This window comes from Streptomyces sp. NPDC088794 (genome assembly GCF_044750545.1).
Taxonomy (GTDB): domain Bacteria; phylum Actinomycetota; class Actinomycetes; order Streptomycetales; family Streptomycetaceae; genus Streptomyces.
Genome location: NZ_JBIVKB010000013.1, coordinates 324,035 through 343,291, shown reverse-complemented (window position 1 = coordinate 343,291; position 19,257 = coordinate 324,035). Strand labels below are relative to the sequence as shown.

Below are 19,257 nucleotides of genomic sequence, written 5' to 3'. Positions count from 1 at the left end.
GGTGTCCTCGGGCCCGGAGGGCGGGAGTCCGCCGCCCCCGAGGGGGCGTGCCCTCAAGACACGCACCCTCAAAGCGCCGCAGGCTCCTGCTGCGTCTCGTTCTCCGCGCGCGCCAGTTCACGGCGGGCCCGCGTGAAGGGGCGCGGTCGGTCCATGGACAGCACGGCGGTCGTACGGCCGTCCCGTTCGTAGAGGGCGAGGAAGCCGCCCTCGGCCGACGCGCCGTCGGTGAGTTCGCCCTCGGCGATCCGGACGGTGTCGCCGTCCTGACGGCGGCCGGCGAACTGGATGCGGGCGCCGTACTGGTCCGACCAGAAATACGGCAGTGAGCGCGCGGTCCGCGCGGTGCGCCCGGCGAGCAGGTTGGCCACGGCGACCCGGGGCTGCTCCGTCGCCGAGGTCCAGTGCTCGGCGCGGGCTCCGCCGACTCGGGCCACGTCACCGACGGCGACGACCTGCGGGAGCGAGGTGACGCAGCCGTCGTCGCACAGGACACCGTCGTGCAGGGCGAGCGTCGAGCCCGCGAGCCAGCCGGTGTTGGGGGTGGCGCCGATGCCGACGATCACGACGTCGGCGGGGAGGGTGCGGCCGTCGGACAGTTCCACGGCGGTCACGGCCGCCGTGCCGCGCAGTCCGGCCACGCCGGTGCCGGTGATCAGGTCCACGCCGCCGCGCCGGTGCAGGGTGGCGCACACGGCGGCCATCTCGGCGCCGAGTTGGGGCACGAGCGGCAGCGGGGCGGCCTCGACGACGGTGACGGTGTGGCCGAGGGCGGCGCAGGAAGACGCGGTTTCGGCGCCGATGAATCCGCCGCCGATCACGACGACCTGGAGTGGCCCCCGGGTGAGTTCCTCGCGCAGGGCTCGGGCGTCGTCGAGGCTGCGCAGGGTGTGGACGCCGGCCAGGTCGTCGCCGGGGAGGCGGCGGGCGCGGGCGCCGGTGGCGATGACGACACCGTCGGTGGAGACCGTACGGCCGCCGTCGAGAAGGACGGTACGGCCGCGGGCGTCGAGTCCGCGGGCGCGGGTGCCCAGCAGCCACTCGGCGTCGAGTTCGCCGGTCTCCTCGTCGTCGGTGAGCGCGAGGTGGTCCTCGTCGGCCCGTCCGGTGAGGAAGTCCTTGGAGAGAGGGGGACGGTCATAGGGGCGGTGGGGTTCGTCGCCGACGATCACCAGCCTGCCGTCGAAGCCCTGGGCGCGCAGTTCCCGGGCGGCGTACAGGCCGGAGAGGGAGGCGCCGACGACGGTCACGGTCCTCATGCGGCGGTGCCCTCCTGCGCGGCGAGGTGGACATGGACGACACCGTCGTCCACGGTGACGCGGTGGGTGCGGACGGCGCGACGGGCCGGGAGGCAGGTCGGCTCGCCGGTACGGAGATCGAATGAGGCGGCGTGCAGCGGGCATTCGACCAGACACCCCTCCAGCCAGCCCTCGGAGAGGGAGGCGTCCTGGTGGGTGCAGGTGTCGTCGATGGCGTACAACTCGCCCTCGTCGGTGTGGAACACCGCGACGGGCGGGGTCGTCTCGAGGCGGACGGATTCGCCCTGGGGGAGGTCTTCGAGGCGGCAGACGGGAATCACGGGCCCCCCTCTCGGTCCGGGACACTCGGTCCGGGACCTGTGTGGTCCTGGCGGATGCGGATCAGGAGTGCGGTTCGGGAGCGCGGACCTTCGTCGGTCCGGCGGTGGTACAGGCACCGGGGCGTCTTCGGTCCGGCGGCCGGGATGTGCCGGACCTTCACAGGTCCGGGCGGTCCGGCCCCCTTCCGGAGATCGGACGCTTCGGTAACATGAAGTTTCGTATAGCGCACGAACCCGCGCCATGCGCAACAGAATCCGGTCGGGACAACCGTCGCGTCAAGGGTTTCCCGAAGATGCGGCCCAAAGATGGCCGTCAGGTGGTGAGAGTTGACCCATGACCCGAACGCAGAAGCAGCCTGACCGTGGCGAGGAGCCCTTGGGAAGCTCGGAGAAGCAGAGCGGCAGAGGCACGGCCAGCGCCGTCCAGTCGGTGGACCGTGCCGTGAGCGTGCTGGAGATCCTCGCCCGGCACGGAGAGGCGGGCGTCACCGAGATCGCCGACGAGCTGGACGTGCACAAGTCCACCGCCTTCCGACTGCTCGGCGTCCTGGAGAACCGCGGCCTGGTGGCCCAGGCGAAGGACCGCGGAAAGTACTACCTGGGGGCCGGTGTACTACGCCTGGCGGGGGCGGCGGCAGTACGCCTGGACATCTCGCAGGAGGGCGTCCCGGTGTGCCGGGAACTCGCCGACGAGCTGGGCGAGACCGTGAACATCGCGGTCCTCGACGACGACGCGGCCGTCAACATCATGCAGGCCCGCGGCACCGCGTCCGTGACCGCGCAGAACTGGCTCGGCCGGCGCACCCCGCTGCACGCGACCTCCAGCGGCAAGGTGCTGCTCGCGCACATGTCGCCCACCCTGCGCGAGGGCCTGCTCGCCCGCACCCTGCCGCGCTTCACCGAGCGGACCATCACCGGGTCGTCGGCGCTGCGCGGCGAGTTGGAGGCGGTCGTCGAGCAGGGCTACGGGGTCACGATCGAGGAGCTGGAGCTGGGGCTCGCCGCGGTGGCCGTCCCGGTCCGCGCGCACGACGGCAAGGTCATCGCCGCGCTCAGCGTCTCGGGCCCGGTGTACCGGCTGAACGGCGACCGGCTGCCCGAGGTGGCCAAACGCACGGTGGCGGCGGGGGCCGACCTGTCCCGCCGGATGGGGTACGGCTTCTGACCGACCCCGGGGCAGACACGCGAGAGAACCGCCGACGGCGCGGGACCGGAATCTCCTGGTCCCGCGCCGCTGTGTATCCGGCAGATTTCGGCCGCCCCGTTCCTTTTGCCAAGGGTTAACGCCCACCTCTTGACGACCCCATGATGGCGTTCTCAATATGTTCCTCATCGCGCAACCCAAAGTGCACTGCGCAACAGCAGAGGAGCTTGGTCGTGCCACACGAGGTCCGTGCCGTAGTCGCTGTCGAAAAGGGCGCACCCGTCGAGGTGCGGACGATCGTCGTCCCCGATCCCGGTCCCGGAGAGGTCCTCGTCTCCGTACAGGCCTGCGGTGTCTGCCACACGGACCTGCACTACCGGGAGGGCGCGATCAACGACGACTTCCCCTTCCTGCTGGGCCATGAGGCGGCCGGCACGATCGAGGAGGTCGGCGCGGGCGTCACCGATCTCAAGCCCGGCGACTACGTGGTGCTCGCCTGGCGCGCGCCCTGCGGCAGTTGTCGCTCCTGTCGCCGCGGCCGCCCCTGGTACTGCTTCGACTCGCGCAACGCCACGCAGCCGATGACCCTGCTCGACGGCACCCCGCTCAGCAATGCCCTCGGCATCGGCGCCTTCGCGGAGAAGACGCTGGTCGCGGCCGGGCAGGCGGTGAAGATCGACCCGGCGGCCCGCCCCGAGGCCGCGGGTCTCATCGGCTGCGGTGTGATGGCCGGTTACGGCGCCGCGGTGAACACCGGCAACGTCGGGCGCGGCGACTCGGTCGCCGTCATCGGCTGCGGCGGCGTCGGCAACGCGGCCATCGCGGGCGCCTGCCTCAACGGCGCGATGAAGGTCATCGCCGTCGACGTCGACGACAGGAAACTCGACCAGGCGGAGAAGTTCGGCGCCACGCACACCGTCAACTCCCGTGGCACGGACCCGATCGAGGCCGTCCGCGCACTCACCGACGGACACGGCGTCGACATCGCGATCGACGCGGTGGGCCGCCCCGAGACCTTCACCCAGGCCTTCTACATGCGCGACCACGCGGGCCTGTTGGTCCAGGTCGGCGTCCCCTCCCCCGAGATGAAGGTCGAACTCCCGCTGATCGACGTCTTCTCGCGCGGCGGCGCCATCAAGTCGTCCTGGTACGGCGACTGTCTGCCGAGCCGCGACTTCCCCTATCTCATCGACCAGTACCTGTACGGACTCCTCGACCTCAACGCCTTCGTGTCCGAGACGATCGCCCTCGATCAGGTCGAGGAGGCGTTCGCCAAGATGCACCGCGGCGAGGTACTGCGCTCGGTGGTCGTCCTGTGACCGCCGCCGTCTGAACGCCCCCGTCCCCTCAACACCCCTACTCCCCCAGCGCGTTCACCCCCACCCCGGCAAGGAGGGGCATGTCCAGCACGCCCGAAACCCGCCCGCACGGTCCCCGTGTCGTCGTCATCGGCGCCGGCATCGTCGGCTGCTCGCTCGCCGACGAACTGACCGCCCGCGGCTGGACCGACGTCACCGTCCTCGAACAGGGCCCCCTGCCCGCCCCCGGCGGCTCCACCTCGCACGCGCCCGGTCTCGTCTTCCAGACCAGCCCCTCCAAGACCCTCGCCGAGTTCGCCAAGTACACGGTGGAGAAGTTCAGTTCGCTCGAGGTCGACGGCGTCCCCTGCTTCAACCAGGTCGGCGGCCTTGAACTGGCCACCACCCCTCAGCGCCTCGCCGACCTGCACCGCCGGGCCGGCTACGCGGCGGCCTGGGGCATCCGCGGCGAGGTCGTGAGCACCGCCCGCTGCAAGGAACTGTGGCCCCTGGTCGACGAGTCGGTCGTCCTCGGCGGCTTCCACACCCCCGACGACGGCCTGGCCCGCGCGCTGCTCGCGTCCCGCGCCCAGCTGGAGCGGGCCACCGAGCGGGGCGCCCGGTTCCTGGAGCGCCACACGGTCACGGGCATCGAGCAGGAGAACGGCCGCGTCACCGGCGTCATCACCGACCAGGGCACCTTCCCCGCCGACCACGTCGTCTCCGCGGCCGGCTTCTGGGGCCCGGTGATCGGACGCATGGCCGGCCTCGACGTACCGCTCCAACCACTCGCGCACCAGTACGCGAAGACGAAGCCGCTGCCCGAACTCGCCGAAGCCACGGCCGAGGCCACCCGGCCCATCCTCCGCTTCCAGGACCGCGACCTCTACTTCCGCGAGCACGCCGACCGCATCGGCATCGGCTCCTACGCCCACCAGCCGCTGCCCGTCGACCCGTTCGCGATCCTGCCGTACGACGAGGCGCGCGCCCGGGACATGGACATGCCGTCCTCGTTCCCGTTCACCGCGGAGGACTGGGCGCCGAGCTGGGAGGACTGCCGGTGGCTGGTCCCGGCGCTGCGGGACGCGGAGATCGAGGAGGGCTTCAACGGCGTCTTCTCCTTCACCGCCGACGGCATGCCGGTCCTCGGCGAGTCACGGGCGCTGCGCGGCTTCTGGCTGGCCGAGGCGGTCTGGGTCACCCACTCCGCGGGGGTCGCGCGGGCGGTCGCCGAGTGGATGGTCGACGGGCGGCCCTCGCTCGACCTGCACGAGTGCGACCTCACGCGGTTCGAGGAAGCACAGCGTTCACCGTCGTACGTCCGTGAACGCGGTTCACAGCAGTTCGTCGAGGTGTACGACGTTCTGCACCCCCTCCAGCCGATGGAGAGCCCGCGCCCGCTCCGCGTCAGCCCCTTCCATGTCCGCCAGGAGCAGCTCGGCGCGTTCTTCCTGGAGGGCGGCGGCTGGGAGCGGCCGCACTGGTACGAGGCCAACGCCCCGCTCGTGGACGGCCTCGACGCGCTCCCCGAGCGCGATGCCTGGTCGGCCCGCTACTGGTCCCCGATCGCCGCCGCCGAGGCCCGCGCGACCCGCGAGAAGGTCGCCCTGTACGACATGACCCCGCTGCGCCGCCTGGAGGTCACCGGGCCCGGCGCCCTCGACTTCCTCGACCGCATGACCACCAACAACCTGCGCAAGAAGCCCGGCGCGGTCACCTACACCCTCCTGCTCGACGAGACCGGCGGTGTCCGCTCCGACCTCACCGTGGCCCGCCTCGCCCCGGACCGCTTCCAGGTCGGCGCCAACTCCCCCGCGGACCTCGACTGGTTGACCCGGCACGCCCCCGAGGGCGTGCACATCAGGGACATCACCTCCGGCACCTGCTGCATCGGCGTCTGGGGCCCCCTCGCCCGCGACCTCGTCCAGCCGCTGACCCGCGACGACTTCTCGCACGGGGCCTTCGGCTACTTCCGCGCGAAGGAGACGTACATCGGGCACGTCCCGGTCACCGCCATGCGCCTGTCGTACGTCGGTGAGCTGGGCTGGGAGCTGTACACCACCGCCGACCTTGGCCTGCGCCTGTGGGACACACTCTGGGCGGCCGGCCAGGAGCACGGCGTGGTCGCGGCCGGGCGCTCCGCCTTCAACTCCCTGCGCCTGGAGAAGGGTTACCGCTCCTGGGGCACCGACATGACCGACGAGCACAGCCCGTTCGAGGCGGGCGTCGGCTTCGCGGTGCGCATGGACAAGGTGTTCGTCGGCCGCGAGGCCCTCTCGGACACGCCGGTCACCCGCAAGCTGACCCCGCTGCTCCTCGACGACCCCGCCGCCGTGGTCCTCGGCAAGGAGCCCGTCCTCGTCGACGGCGCCCCCGCCGGCTACGTCACCAGCGCCTCGTACGGCTACACGCTGGGCCGCTGCGTCGCGTACGCCTGGCTGCCGGTGCTCCCCACCGGAGCCGCCGTGCACATCGAGTACTTCGGCGAGAAGGTCCCGGCGACCGTGGCCGAAGAGCCCTTGTTCGACCCGAAGATGACCCGCATCCGCCGATAGGAGGCAGTCCGTGTCCCCCACTTACGACGTGATCGTCATCGGTCTCGGTGGCATGGGCAGCGCCGCCGCCCACCACCTCTCCGCCCGTGGCGCCCGTGCCCTCGGCCTGGAGAAGTTCGGCCCGGTCCACAACCGCGGCTCCAGCCACGGCGGTTCGCGGATCACCCGGCAGTCCTACTTCGAGGACCCGGCGTACGTACCGCTGTTGCTGCGCGCCTACGAGCTGTACGAGGACCTGCACCGGGCCACCGGCCGCGAGGTCGCGATCCTGCCCGGCGGTGTGATGGTCGGCCGTCCCGACTCGCGGACCGTCTCCGGGTCGCTCCTGTCGGCCCAACAGTGGGACCTGCCGCACGAGATGCTCGACGCCAAGGAGATCCGCCGCCGTTTCCCCACGCTCGCGCCGAAGGACGACGAGGTCGCCCTGTACGAGAAGAAGGCGGGGCTGCTGCGGCCCGAGAACACGGTCGCGGCCCATCTCCAACTGGCCACCCGGCAGGGCGCCGACCTGCACTTCGAGGAGCCGATGACGCGCTGGGAGCCGTACAAGGACGGCGTCCGCGTGCACACCTCCGAGAACACCTACACGGCAGGGCAGTTGGTGATCTGCCCGGGTGCCTGGGCACCGCAGCTGCTGACCGACCTCGGGGTGCCGTTCACCATCGAGCGGCAGGTCATGTACTGGTTCCAGCCGAGGGGCGGGGTCGATCCCTTCGTCCCCGCGAACCACCCGATCTACATCTGGGAGGACGCGGCCGGCGTCCAGGTGTACGGCTTCCCGGCCATCGACGGTCCCGAACTGGGCGCGAAGGTCGCCTTCTTCCGCAAGGGCGGCGAGGTCACCACCCCGGAGACCATCGACCGGACCGTGCACGAGGAGGAGATCCAGGTCATGGCCGGCCACATGGCCGGTTGCATCCCGGATCTGCCCGGCACCTTCCTCAAGGCCGCGACCTGCATGTACTCCAACACCCCCGATGAGCACTTCGTGATCGCCCGGCACCCCGCGCACCCGGAGTCGGTGACCGTGGCCTGCGGCTTCTCGGGGCACGGCTTCAAGTTCGTACCCGTCGTCGGCGAGATCGTCGCCGATCTGGCCCTGACCGGCGCCACCGAGCACCCCATCGGCCTGTTCGACCCCGCCCGCCTCGCCGCCGCGCCCGCCTGAGGAGCAGCCTCGTGACGACGATCCCGATGTCCCCCGTCCCCCTCCCCGACACCCCCAGCCTGATCTCCACCCTCCCCGGGCACTACTACACCGACCCGGAGATCTTCCGTCAGGAGCAGCAGCGCCTGTTCGAGTCGATGTGGATCTGTGCCGTCCGCAGCGCCGACCTGGCCAAACCAGGCGCGTTCCGGACCGTCCAGGTGGGCCGCGAGAACGTGATCATCACCCGGACGCGCAAGGGTGAGCTGCGCGCGTTCCTGAACATCTGCCGCCATCGCGGGGCCCGGCTGTGCATGGAGGAGGCCGGCGAGGTCCGGCGCAGCCTCCAGTGCCCGTACCACGCATGGACGTACGACCTGGACGGCAAATTGATCGCCGCACCCAACTTGATCAAGATGCCTGATGTTGATCGGGTCGAGTACGGTTTGATCAATGTGTCACTGCGGGAGTGGCTCGGCTACGCCTGGGTGTGCCTGGCGGACGAGCCGCCCTCCTTCGAGGACACGGTCACGCACGCGGCCGTGGAACGGCTCGGCGACCCGGCCGCGATCGAGCACTACGGCACCGAGGACCTGGCCCTCGGCAAGCGCATCACGTACGACGTGAAGGCGAACTGGAAGCTGATCGTCGAGAACTTCATGGAGTGCTACCACTGCGCGACGATCCACCCGGAACTGACCGACGTGCTCCCGGAGTTCGCGGAGGGCTACGCCGCCCAGTACTACGTGGGCCACGGCGCCGAGTTCGGCGCCGAGGTCAAGGGCTTCACGGTCGACGGCAGCGAGGGCTTCGCGAAGCTGCCGCAGGTCTCCGCGGACCAGGACCGGCGCTATTACGCCATCACGGTGAAGCCGACGGTCTTCATCAACCTCGTACCGGACCACGTCATCCTGCACCGCATGTTCCCGCTGGCCGAGGACCGCACGATCGTGGAGTGCGACTGGCTGTACGCGCCGGAGGTGGTCGCCTCGGGCGCCGACGTCTCGAAGTCGGTGGAGCTGTTCCACAGGGTGAACGAACAGGATTTCGAAGCATGTGAACGGACACAACCGGCCATGGCGTCGCGGGCGTACCGCAGGGGTGGTGTGCTGGTTCCCAACGAGCACCACATCGGGATCTTCCACGAGTGGGTCCTGGAGCAGCTGGGAGGCGGCCATGCCGGACCTGTTCATTGACGGAAGCTGGCGGAGCGCGGTCGATCAACGTACGCGCGAGATCCGCTGTCCGGCCGACGGCTCCCTGGTCGCCGTGGTGGACGAGGCCGGCGGCAAGGACACCGTGGAGGCCATCGCGGCCGCCCGGCGCGCCTTCGACGAGGGCCCCTGGCCGGGCACCTCCCCGAACGAGCGCGGCGATCTGCTGCTGCGGGTGGCCGACCTCCTGGCCCGCGACAAGGAGGCACTCGCGCGTGCCGAGTCCCTGGACACCGGGAAGCGGTATGTGGAGAGCGAGTACGACATTGACGACATCGTCAACTGTTTCCGCTACTTCGGCCGACTCGTGGCGAGCGAAACCGGCCGGGTGATCGACACGGGGGCCGAGGGCGTCGACAGCCGGGTGGTGTACGAGCCCGTCGGCGTCTGCGCGCTGATCACCCCGTGGAACTACCCGCTCCTCCAGACGGCCTGGAAGGTCGCCCCGGCCCTCGCGGCGGGGTGCACCTTCGTCCTGAAGCCGAGCGAGCTGACCCCGCACACGGCCATCCACCTGATGCGGCTGCTGGAGGAGGCGGGGCTGCCGGCGGGCGTGGCCAACCTGGTCCTCGGCGCGGGTCCCGAGGCGGGCGCCCCGCTCGGTGACCACCCGGACGTCGACATGGTGTCGTTCACGGGCGGCCTGCAGACCGGCCGCCATCTGATGGCGGTGGCGGCTCCGACGGTCAAGAAGGTCGCCCTCGAACTCGGCGGCAAGAACCCCAACGTCGTCTTCGCCGACGCCGACTTCGACACGGCCGTGGACATGACGCTGACCGCGGTCTTCCTGCACTCCGGGCAGGTCTGCTCGGCGGGGGCGCGCCTGCTGGTGGAGGACTCGCTGCACGACCGGTTCGTCGACGAGGTCGTCCGCCGGGCCCAGGAGATCCGGCTCGGCGGCCCCTTCGACGAGCGCGCGCAGGCCGGGCCGCTGATCTCGGCGGCACACCGGGCCAAGGTCGAGGCGTACGTGGCCAGGGGGCTGGAGGAGGGCGCGGTGCTGCGCTGCGGCGGCGCGCGGCCCACCGGCGCGGAGTACGACGACGGCTTCTACTACCCGCCCACCGTCCTGGGCGACTGCTCCGTGGGGATGCACGTGGTGCAGGAGGAGTCCTTCGGACCGGTGCTGACCGTGGAACGCTTCAGCGACGAGGACGAGGCCGTACGACTGGCCAACGGGACGATCTACGGTCTCGCGGGCGCCGTGTTCACGACCGACGAGGGCAAGGCCGCGCGCGTCGCCTCGCGGCTGCGTCTGGGGACGGTCTGGATCAACGACTACCACCCGTACGTGCCGCAGGCCGAATGGGGTGGCTTCAAGCAGTCCGGCTTCGGACGCGAACTCGGACCCTCCGGACTCGCCGAGTACCGCGAGACGAAGCACATCTGGCGCAACACGGCCCCCAAGCCGCAGGGCTGGTTCGACTAGCGCCGCGAGGCGCATGCGCCTAACTCCCGCGTAACAACGCGCACATGAGCCCCACGTATAACCAACCCCTCACCGATCAACTCTTGATCGATCACCCCCCCGCACCGGTCCCGGCACCCGCAGAGCCGCTCCCCTCCCTCCCCAGGCCCACCAGGAGTCCGCTCATGACGACAACCGAGCAACCACCATCCGGATCACACGGCCACGACGACACCGAACTCGCCGAGTTCGGCTACAAACCCGAGCTCAAGCGCACCCTCGGCAACTTCCACACCTTCGCCGCCGGGATCAGCTACATCTCGATCCTGACCGGCACCTTCCAGCTGTTCTACTTCGGCTACGGCAGCGGCGGCCCCGCCTACTGGTGGTCGTGGCCGATGGTCTTCGTCGGCCAGTTCATGGTCGCCCTCTGCTTCGCCGAACTGGCCGCCCGCTATCCCGTCGCGGGCTCGGTCTACAACTGGTCGAAGAAGATAGGCAATCCGCACCTGGGCTGGCTGGCCGGCTGGACGATGCTCATCGCGTCGATCGTGTCGATCGCGGCCGTGGCACTCGCCTACCAGCTCACGCTGCCGCAGATCTCCCACGTGTTCCAGATCGTCGGCGACGGAACGGGCAAGTACGACGTGGCGACCAACGCGGTCATCCTGGCCGCGGTGTTGATCCTGTTCACGACCCTCGTGAACGCCTTCGGCGTCAAGCTGATGGCCACGATCAACTCGGCGGGCGTGTTCATCGAGTTGATCGCCACGGTCGTACTGATCGTCCTGTTCGCCGTCCACATCACCCGCGGCCCGCAGGTGGTCATGGAGACCAACGGCACCGGGGCCGGATACGGCGCCGGCTATCTGGGCGCGTTCCTGGTGGCCTCGCTGGCCTCGGCGTACGTCATGTACGGCTTCGACACGGCGGCCTCGCTGGGTGAGGAGTCCGTGGACCCGTCCCGCAACGCGCCCCGCGCGATCATCCGGGCGATCGTCGCGTCCTTCGTCCTGGGCGGCCTTGTCCTGCTGCTCGCGCTGATGAGCGTGTCCAGCCTGAAGAGCGGGAAGCTGTCCGTCGACGGTCTGCAGTACATCGTCCTGGACGTGCTCGGCTCCACGGCCGGCAAGGCGATGCTGTGGTGCGTGCTGATCGCGGTCACCGTCTGCGCGCTCGCCGTGCACACGGCGGCGATCCGGCTGGCGTTCGCGATGTCCCGGGACAACAACCTGCCCGCGTCCTCCAAGCTCGCCAAGGTCAGCCCGCGCTTCAAGACGCCGGTGCTGCCGGCCGTGATCATCGGCATCCTGGCGCTGGCGATCCTGGTGGTCAACATCCGCCAGCCGCAGATCTTCACGGTCGTCACCAGCATCGGCATCATCATGATCTACCTCGCCTACCTGGGTGTCACCGGGCCGATGCTGGTGGCGCGGCTGCGCGGCAAGTGGGAGCCGGCCGGCGACGGCAAGTTCTCACTGGGCCGTTGGGGTCTGCTGGTCAACATCGTGGCCGTGCTGTGGGGCGCGGGCATGACGCTCAACCTGATCTGGCCGCGCGCCGCCGTCTACAACGCGACCGCCCCCTTCCACTGGTACCTCCAGTGGGGCGCGCTCCTGTTCGTCGGCGTGATCATGGGCGGCGGTTTCGCCTACTACTGGTTCGTCCAGCGGCACCGGACCGGCGTGCTCGCGGAGCACCGCCTGGAGAACGAGGCCGACGTGGCCACTCCCTTCGCCGCTCCGGCGGCCGACTGAAGGAGGTCAACAACTCATGAGCACCGATGAGTTCGACTACGTCGTGGTCGGCGGCGGCACCGCGGGCAACGTGGTGGCGGCCCGGCTCTCCGAGGATCCGTCGGTCACCGTCTGCGTCCTGGAGGCGGGACCCAGCGACGTCGGCGACGACGACATCCTCAAACTCGACCGCTGGATGGGCCTGTTGGAGTCCGGCTACGACTGGGACTACCCGGTCGAGCCGCAGTCCAGCGGCAACAGCTTCATGCGGCACGCGCGTGCCAGGGTGCTGGGCGGCTGTTCCTCGCACAACTCCTGTATCGCCTTCTGGGCGCCCGCCGAGGACCTCGACGACTGGGCGGCTGAGGGCTGTACGGGCTGGAGCGCGGCGGACCTCTTCCCGCTCTACCGGCGCCTGGAGAACAACGACGCCCCCGGCGACCACCACGGCCGCAACGGCCCGGTCAAGCTGCGCACGCTCAAGAGCGACGACCCGTGCGGCACGGCCCTGCTGGAGGCGTGCGCCCAGGCCGGCATCCCCACCACCGCCTTCAACACCGGGAAGACGGTGATCCGGGGCGCCAACTGGTTCCAGATCAACTCCGACGAGAACAACACCCGCCAGTCGTCCTCGGTGGCCTACCTCCACCCGATCCTGGGCAAGCGCCCCAACCTGGAGGTGCGCACGGGCGTACGCGCCAAGAAGCTCGTCCTCGAAGGGCGGCGCTGCGTCGGCGCCGAGTACCTGGACCCGGACCTGATCCACCATCGGACGGTACGGGCCCGGCGCGAGGTCATCGTGTCGTGCGGCGCGATCGACACCCCGAAACTCCTGATGCTCTCCGGCATCGGTCCGGCCGAGCACCTGCGCGAGGTCGGCGTCGAGGTGGTCGTCGACTCGGCGGGCGTCGGCGAGAACCTCCAGGACCACCCCGAGGGCGTCATCATGTGGGACGCCAGACAGCCGATGCCCACCACGTCCAGCCAGTGGTGGGAGGCGGGCATCTTCTACGACACCGAGGAGGGCCTGGACCGGCCCGACCTGATGTTCCACTACGGGTCGGTGCCGTTCGACATGAACACCGCGCGCTGGGGCTACCCCACCTCGGAGAACGCCTTCTGTCTCACCCCGAACGTGACGCGCGCGAAGTCACGGGGCACGGTGCGGCTGCGGACCCGCGACTACCGGGACAAGCCCAAGGTGGACCCGCGCTACTTCACCCATGAGCACGACGCGCGCGTGATGACGTTCGGCCTCAAGCTGGCCCGGAAGATCGCCTCCCAACCCGCGCTGAGCGGCTGGGCGGGCGCCGAACTGGCCCCCGGTCCGGACGTGCAGTCCGACGAGGAGCTCCTCGACTACATCCACAAGACCCACAACACCGTCTACCACCCGTCCTGCACCGTGAAGATGGGCGCGGACGACGACCCCTCGGCCCCGCTCGACGCGCGCCTGCGGGTCAAGGGGGTCGAGGGACTCCGGGTCGCGGACGGTTCGGCGATGCCGGACCTGATCTCGGTCAACCCGTGCATCACGACGATGATGATCGGCGAGAAGTGCGCGGACTTGATCAAGGAGGATGCCTAGTCACGTTGTCCGCACAGACATTGATCAACAGGTTGATCAACCTGTGCTCGGCGCCGGCCGCTTGTACATCCGCGTCGCCGTGATCTCGCTGCGCACCGCGTCACCTTCTCCGGCCGGGCCCTCCTCAGGGAGCCCCGGCCGGAGGTGTTCCTCCACGCTGATGTACTTCAGCCCCGCCCTGAGGTCCGCGTCGTTACGCAGCCGGATGACCAGCGGGAACTCCGCCAGCGCCGTCGTGTCGAACAGGCCGGTGGTGTAAAGGAGTTGCACACCGAGCGCGTCCGACACGGCCCGCTGGAGCTCCAGCAGATACGTGGCGTTGGCCCGCCCGATCGGGTTGTCGAGGAACAGCGTGCCGGCGTGCCGGTGCTTGTCGCGCCCCCGGTCGTTGGAGCGCAGCGCGGCCATCGTGCAGTACAGCGCGATCGCCGCGGTGAGCAGCTGGCCGCCGGAGAAGACGTCGCCCATCTGCCCGACGGGCACGCGCTCGGCGCGCAGGACGGCGTCCGGCTTGAGGATCTCGACGGCGACCCCCTTGGGCTGGAGCGCCGCGCCCACACCGCGCAGCAGCAAGGACATGCCGTCCCGGCGCAGGTCGGAGTTCTTCTTCACGGCGGCCCGGGTCGCCTCGTCGACGACCTCGCCGAGCCGCTCGGTGAGGACGGCCTGGTCGGGCTCCTCGAAGCGGATGCGCAGGAACTCCTGCCCGGACCACTCGCCGAGCCCCTCGGGCAGCCGGGACAGCCGCTGGGCGGAGCGCAGGGTGGCCAGCGCCGACTCGACGAGCCCCCGCAGCCGGTCCACGATCGAGTCCCGGTTGCGCTCCAGCTGCGCCAACTCGTCCGTCAGCACCCGCAGTCGGGGCGCGAAGGCGTCCGCCCACTTCTGGGCGTGCTCGGGCAGCGAGGACGCGGGCAGCTCGCGGATCTGCTGGCGCGCGGGGGTGCGGACCTGCTCGTAGCGCGTGGCGTTGGCGTGCCGGACGAGGATGTCGCTCGCCTCGCGCACACCGGACTCGGCGGCCGACAGATCGGCGGCGCAGCCGCGCAGCGACCTGCGGGCCTCGGCGGCGGAGTGCCGGGCCTCCTCCAGGGTGCCGGGATACGGCTCCGGCTCCTCCTGCTCGTCGTCGGAGATGTGCTCGCGCAGCAGGTCGCGGAGCATCGCCGCGACCTCCTCGAAGCCGCCGGCCCCGTCCTCGGCCGCCCGGTGGGAGTCGAGGAGTTCGGCGTGCGCCTCGCGCGCCTGGGTCAACGTCTCGGCGCGCGTAGCGAGTTCGGCGGTCGCTGTGCGCAGCAGCGCCTGGGCGTGCTCGGCGTCGCGCGGCTGGAGTTCCTCGGTCAGTTCGGTGTGGGTCTCGCCGTCCTCGGGCGCGTGCCGCTCGGCCTCGCCGCGCAGCCGGCCGAGCTGCTCGCTCGCGGTGGACATCCGGGTCTCCAGGAGCTGCACCAGCTCCTCGGCCCGGGCGACGGCGGCCTGCCGGGAGGGCCCGTCGGAGCCGTCCGGCGACTGGAGGAGCTGCGCGGCACGCGTGCGTACCTTGTTGCTCAGCCGGTCCAGGTCGGTCCGGGCGGCGCTCTCGTCGCTCTCCGCGCGGGCCTGCTCGGCGCGCAGATCGGCGCCGACGCCGACCTTCTCGTACAACTGGGACGCGGCCCGATAGGCCTCGCGGAAGGCGGGCAGCGACGCGCTGGGGTCGTCGGAGTCGCCCTCCGGCACGTCGTCGGGCGCGCCCGCGACCTCGGCGCGCTCGGCGCGCAGCGCGCGAGCGGTGCGGCGGGCGTCGTCGGCGGCCCGCTGGGCGGCGCGCCGGTCCTCGTCGGCGGCGCGGGCACGCTCCAGGCAGGCCTGAGCGCGGGCCTCCGACTCGGCGGCCTCGTCGGCCAGTTCACGCAGCTTGACCTGCCAGCCGGCCCGCTCGCGCAGCCGGAAGGCGAGCCCGGCGAGGGCGTCGGCGGCGCGCCGGGCCTTCTGCGCGGCCTCCTGCCGCTCGTCCCGGACCTGCCCGGTCTCGGCGGCGGCCTCGTCGGCCTCGGCCCGCGCGGTGCGCGCCTCGGCCAGCTCCGCCTCGGACTCCTCGGCGAACTCGCCCGCGTCGTGCGAGGCCTGCGCCAGCTCGACGAGTCGTCCGGCCGGGCAGCCGGTACGCCACGACGCCAGCCGTGCCGCCAGTTCCCGGTCCTTGCCGAGCCGCGCGGCGAGCGTCCGGATCTCCTCGTCCCGCTCGGTCGCCCGCCCGCGCAGCGCCTGCCGCTCCTCGTCGGCGGCGTGCTCGTCGTGCATGGCCGGGTTCGGCGGTACGAGGAAGACGTCGCCCGGAGTGCCGTCGTCGGGCGGCGTGGGCGCGAGGAGGGCGGCCGCGGTGCCGACGGCCACGGCCGAGCGCGGCAGCAGCGCCGCGTCGCCGAGGGCGTCACGGGCACGCGCGTGTGTGTCGGGGTCGGTGATGATCACGCCGTCGACCAGCTCGGGGCGTGCGGCCAGCACGCGCGCGTGGTCGGCGGGGTCGACGGCCTGGGCGAGGTAGCGCCAGCCGGGCAGCGCCGGGATGCCGCGCTCGCCGAGGAACTCCACGGTGGCCAGCACATCGGGCCCGGGCGGCAGCAGCCCGCCGTCACCGAGCGCGCCGAGGATCCGGGAGTCGTCGGCGGCGGCCGTGCGCAGCTCGAAGAGCTGCCGTTCGGCGGCGGAGACGGAGTCGTCGAGGAGTTCGCGCAACTCGTCGGCGAAGCGGTCGAGTTCCTCGGGCGTGAAGGCCGCCTCGGCGTCCTCCACCTCGTGCCGGGGATGCGGGACCCCGGACCGCGGTCCGGTGCCGGACAGGCTCAGCAGCTCGGCCAGCCGCTCCTCCGCGGCCAGCGCCTCGGCGATCCGGCGCTCGGCCTCGTACGAGCGCCGAGCAGCCGTCGCCGCGTCCGCCGCGCGGGCCGCCGTCAGTTCGGCGCGGGACTCGGCGGAGGCGGCCTCGCGGGCGTGCTCGGTCGCCTTGCGGGAGGCCTCCCGGGCCGCGTCCCAGGCGGTGACGGCCGACTTCTCGGCGTCGCTGGCCGCGAGGGCGGCGCGGGCCGGGTCGGCGTCGGGCGCGCTGTCGTCGAGCCAGCCGGCCCGCACCGCCTCGGCGGTCTCCTGCTCGACCTCGCTCAGCCGCTGGCGCAGATGCCCGACCTCGCTGCGGGCGCGCTGCGCCTGGGTCGCGGCGGCGGTCGCGTCCCGGTGCGCCGACTCGCCGACCTCCTGGAGTGAGCCGGACCGCTCCTCCTCCTCGTTGGCGAGGTTCTCGGCGCTCTCGGCGGCCCCGTGCAGGGCCCGTACGAGATCCACGGCGGCCTTGGCGCGGGCGGCGAGCGCCGGGGCCGCGTCCCGTTCGGCCTCCTGGATGGCGGCGGCCACGCGCGCGCCGCGGTCGGCGGCGGCGCGGTGGCGCAGCACGGCCTCGGCGGCCTGCCAGGCGGAGTGCAGGGTGCGCGCGTCGGCCAGCTCGCGCTTCTGCGCCGCGGCCGACTTCTCCGCCACCGCGAGCGCCAACGAGGCGTTGCGGTAGGCGAGTTCGGCGGCGATCAGCGCACTGCGCTCCCGCGCCGCTTCCGACTGGGTGACCGTGTACGCGGTCTCGGTGACGCGCCGGGCGAGTTCGGCGGCCCGTACCCGCTCCTGCCCGCCCCGCGCGGACAGCCGCCGTGCCAGGGTGCGGGTGCGGCGCTCGGCGGCGGTGTGGATGTCACGCGCGCGTGCCCGCGCCTCGGCGGCCTCCACGATCCGTCCGAGCAGGTCGACGGAGCCCGCGGTGAACTCCCGTTCGGCGATCAGCTCGGCCCGCCGCCCCAGCTTGTTGCCGAACCCGCCGACCAGGTCGGCAAGGCCGTCCGTGTCCCGGGTGTCGGTGACCGCCCGCAGCAGCAGGTCGGTGAAGTCGGAGTCCTTCTTGACCGCGAAGAGTCCTGCGGCCTCGCCCTCGTCGGCGTTCATCTCCCGCTGGTAGCGGAAGAGTTCGGGGTCCAGGCCGAGGTCGCCGAGGTGCTCGATCCAGCGGTCGTGGATCTCCTCCCAGTGCACCTCCAGGTGCGGATACGCCTTGGTCGCCTCCGTCATGGCGTCCCGGAAGCCCTTCATGGTGCGCCGTCGCCCCTGCGCTCCGGAGGCGCCCTCGACGGGCGGCCGTACGGAAGTCGCCTCGGCGACGGGCAGGTTGTCGAGGCTCAGTCCGGGTCCGGGCCGGAAGGAGTACCAGGCCTCGGCGAACTTGCGCGGGTCGTTGGAGACCTGGCGCCCGCGCCACTCACTCACCTTGCCGACGACGACGCATTCGCCGGTCAGCGTGTGCTGCCACTCCAGGGCCACGTGCCCGCAGTCGTCGGCGAGCAGGAACTTGCGCAGCACGCCGGAGCTGGCGCCGCCCAGGGTGTTGCGGTGGCCCGGCAGCATCACGGAGAAGATCAGCTTCAGCAGGACGGACTTGCCGCCGCCGTTCTCCAGGAAGAGCACGCCGGCGGGCGCGGGGCGGCGCGGCGGGCCGACGGGCTCGTCCGCGAAGAACTCCGCCTGGGTGGGCGCGGGGTCGGGCACGGGCGCGCCGACGCCCCGCAGGTCGAGAACGGTGTCGGCGTAGCGCGCACCGGCGGGTCCGATCGAGTAGAGGCGGACCCTGGACAGCTCGTACATGGCGGACTCTCGTAAGTCTTCGGCAGGGCAGGGGGGTTCAGGAGTGGAACGGCAGTCCGGCGTCGGCCACCAGCTCCGACGCGTCGGTGTCCTCGGCGGGCAGCAGGGTGGGGGTGCCGTCGGTCACCGGGACGACGCCCAGTTCGAGGAGTTCGGTCAGGGCCGCGGTACCCGCCATGTCCCGCACCTGGAGCTGGTAGCGGGCCGTGGTGCGGTAGGTGCCGCCGTGGTCGTCTCCGGTGCGCTGGAGGAAGCCGGAGTCGGTGAGGAACGCGGCGGCCTTGCCGACGATGCCGGTGGTGGACCCGGCGAGTCTGCGCGCGTCCTTGGTGGCGCCGGCGGCGCTGCGTCTGGCCCAGACCCGCCAGGCGGCCTCAAGGCCTGGCGCGTCGGTCGCCGGGTCGGTGTTCTCCCCGTGCTCCTCGGCCCGCTCCTCGAGCCGACGGCAGGCCTGCCGTACGAAGGTGTCGACGCCGTTGACCGTCACGCGCCCGATGTAGCCGTCGTCGGCGAGGTCCTCGGGCCGCGGGAACGCCATGGCGGCGACGGCGAGATGGGCCAGGCCGTGCAGGAACCGGTCGCTGCCGTCGGCGGACGTGCGACGCGCGTAGTCGCCCATGCGGACGGCGAACACCGAGTCCTCGGCGGCGGTCACCGCCATCCCCGCGCGCGGGGACACCTCGAGGACCACCAGACCGAGCCCGGCGGCCACGGCGTCCGCGAGACGGGCGAACGGCGGGTCCTCGCGGTAGCGGCGCAGCAGTTCCGCGTACTCCTGGTCGCGCGCGGGCTGCGTCTTGGGCTGCAGCCCGAACGCGACGAGCCGGGCCGCGTCGGCGGCGTCGGCGGGTGTGACAGCGGCGCTCGCCGGTGCGGCGGCGACATCCGTCTCACTCCGGTCGGCGATCTCGCTCACGGTCGGTACCCCC

At 71.7% G+C, this 19,257-nt stretch carries 12 protein-coding genes; 8 read left to right on the top strand and 4 right to left on the bottom strand.

Annotation, left to right across the window (positions count from 1 at the left end):
- Positions 1 to 68 precede the first annotated feature (68 nt).
- Positions 69 to 1,259, bottom strand: coding sequence for an NAD(P)/FAD-dependent oxidoreductase (locus tag ACIP6U_RS33025; RefSeq protein ID WP_401725526.1), 1,191 nt, complete (start codon positions 1,257 to 1,259; stop codon positions 69 to 71).
- Positions 1,256 to 1,579 carry a bifunctional 3-phenylpropionate/cinnamic acid dioxygenase ferredoxin subunit gene (locus ACIP6U_RS33020; protein ID WP_401725523.1) on the bottom strand — a complete coding sequence of 108 codons (324 nt, stop codon included), beginning with the start codon at positions 1,577 to 1,579 and terminating at the stop codon, positions 1,256 to 1,258. The genes ACIP6U_RS33025 and ACIP6U_RS33020 overlap by 4 nt, the downstream gene beginning before the upstream one ends.
- A 334-nt stretch (positions 1,580 to 1,913) precedes the next feature.
- Here ACIP6U_RS33020 and ACIP6U_RS33015 point away from each other — a divergent pair, with 334 nt between their 5' ends.
- The 8 genes from ACIP6U_RS33015 (at position 1,914) to ACIP6U_RS32980 (ending at position 13,669) form a co-directional block, all read left to right on the top strand.
- Positions 1,914 to 2,744: an IclR family transcriptional regulator gene (locus ACIP6U_RS33015; RefSeq protein ID WP_401725521.1), complete on the top strand. Its 831-nt coding sequence runs from the start codon at positions 1,914 to 1,916 to the stop codon at positions 2,742 to 2,744.
- 212 nt (positions 2,745 to 2,956) lie between these two features.
- The gene (locus ACIP6U_RS33010; RefSeq protein WP_401725518.1) at positions 2,957 to 4,042 is read left to right on the top strand and encodes an S-(hydroxymethyl)mycothiol dehydrogenase; all 1,086 of its coding nucleotides are present in this window, start codon (positions 2,957 to 2,959) and stop codon (positions 4,040 to 4,042) included.
- A gap of 80 nt (positions 4,043 to 4,122) precedes the next feature.
- The gene (locus ACIP6U_RS33005; protein ID WP_401725516.1) at positions 4,123 to 6,576 is read left to right on the top strand and encodes an FAD-dependent oxidoreductase; all 2,454 of its coding nucleotides are present in this window, start codon (positions 4,123 to 4,125) and stop codon (positions 6,574 to 6,576) included.
- 10 nt (positions 6,577 to 6,586) lie between these two features.
- Positions 6,587 to 7,744, top strand: a complete 1,158-nt coding sequence (gene solA / locus ACIP6U_RS33000; RefSeq protein ID WP_401725513.1) for an N-methyl-L-tryptophan oxidase — start codon at positions 6,587 to 6,589, stop codon at positions 7,742 to 7,744.
- 11 nt (positions 7,745 to 7,755) lie between these two features.
- Positions 7,756 to 8,919 (top strand): aromatic ring-hydroxylating dioxygenase subunit alpha, encoded by a 1,164-nt coding sequence (locus ACIP6U_RS32995; RefSeq protein ID WP_401725511.1) that lies wholly within the window; start codon positions 7,756 to 7,758, stop codon positions 8,917 to 8,919.
- Entirely contained in the window at positions 8,900 to 10,366 is a 1,467-nt protein-coding gene (locus tag ACIP6U_RS32990; protein ID WP_401725508.1) for an aldehyde dehydrogenase family protein, read from the top strand. Before ACIP6U_RS32995 ends, ACIP6U_RS32990 begins: the two co-directional genes overlap by 20 nt.
- Before the next feature lie 164 nt (positions 10,367 to 10,530).
- Positions 10,531 to 12,102 (top strand): APC family permease, encoded by a 1,572-nt coding sequence (locus tag ACIP6U_RS32985; RefSeq protein ID WP_401725505.1) that lies wholly within the window; start codon positions 10,531 to 10,533, stop codon positions 12,100 to 12,102.
- Between the two features lie 16 nt (positions 12,103 to 12,118).
- Complete coding sequence (locus ACIP6U_RS32980) at positions 12,119 to 13,669, top strand: GMC family oxidoreductase (protein ID WP_401725502.1); 1,551 nt, start codon at positions 12,119 to 12,121, stop codon at positions 13,667 to 13,669.
- Between the two features lie 36 nt (positions 13,670 to 13,705).
- On the opposite strand, the gene ACIP6U_RS32975 is transcribed toward ACIP6U_RS32980, so the two are convergent.
- On the bottom strand, positions 13,706 to 18,328 hold the full coding sequence (locus ACIP6U_RS32975) for a hypothetical protein (RefSeq protein WP_401725499.1): 4,623 nt from the start codon (positions 18,326 to 18,328) through the stop codon (positions 13,706 to 13,708).
- A gap of 37 nt (positions 18,329 to 18,365) precedes the next feature.
- On the bottom strand, positions 18,366 to 19,244 hold the full coding sequence (locus tag ACIP6U_RS32970; RefSeq protein ID WP_401725496.1) for a hypothetical protein: 879 nt from the start codon (positions 19,242 to 19,244) through the stop codon (positions 18,366 to 18,368).
- Positions 19,245 to 19,257: the final 13 nt, after the last annotated feature.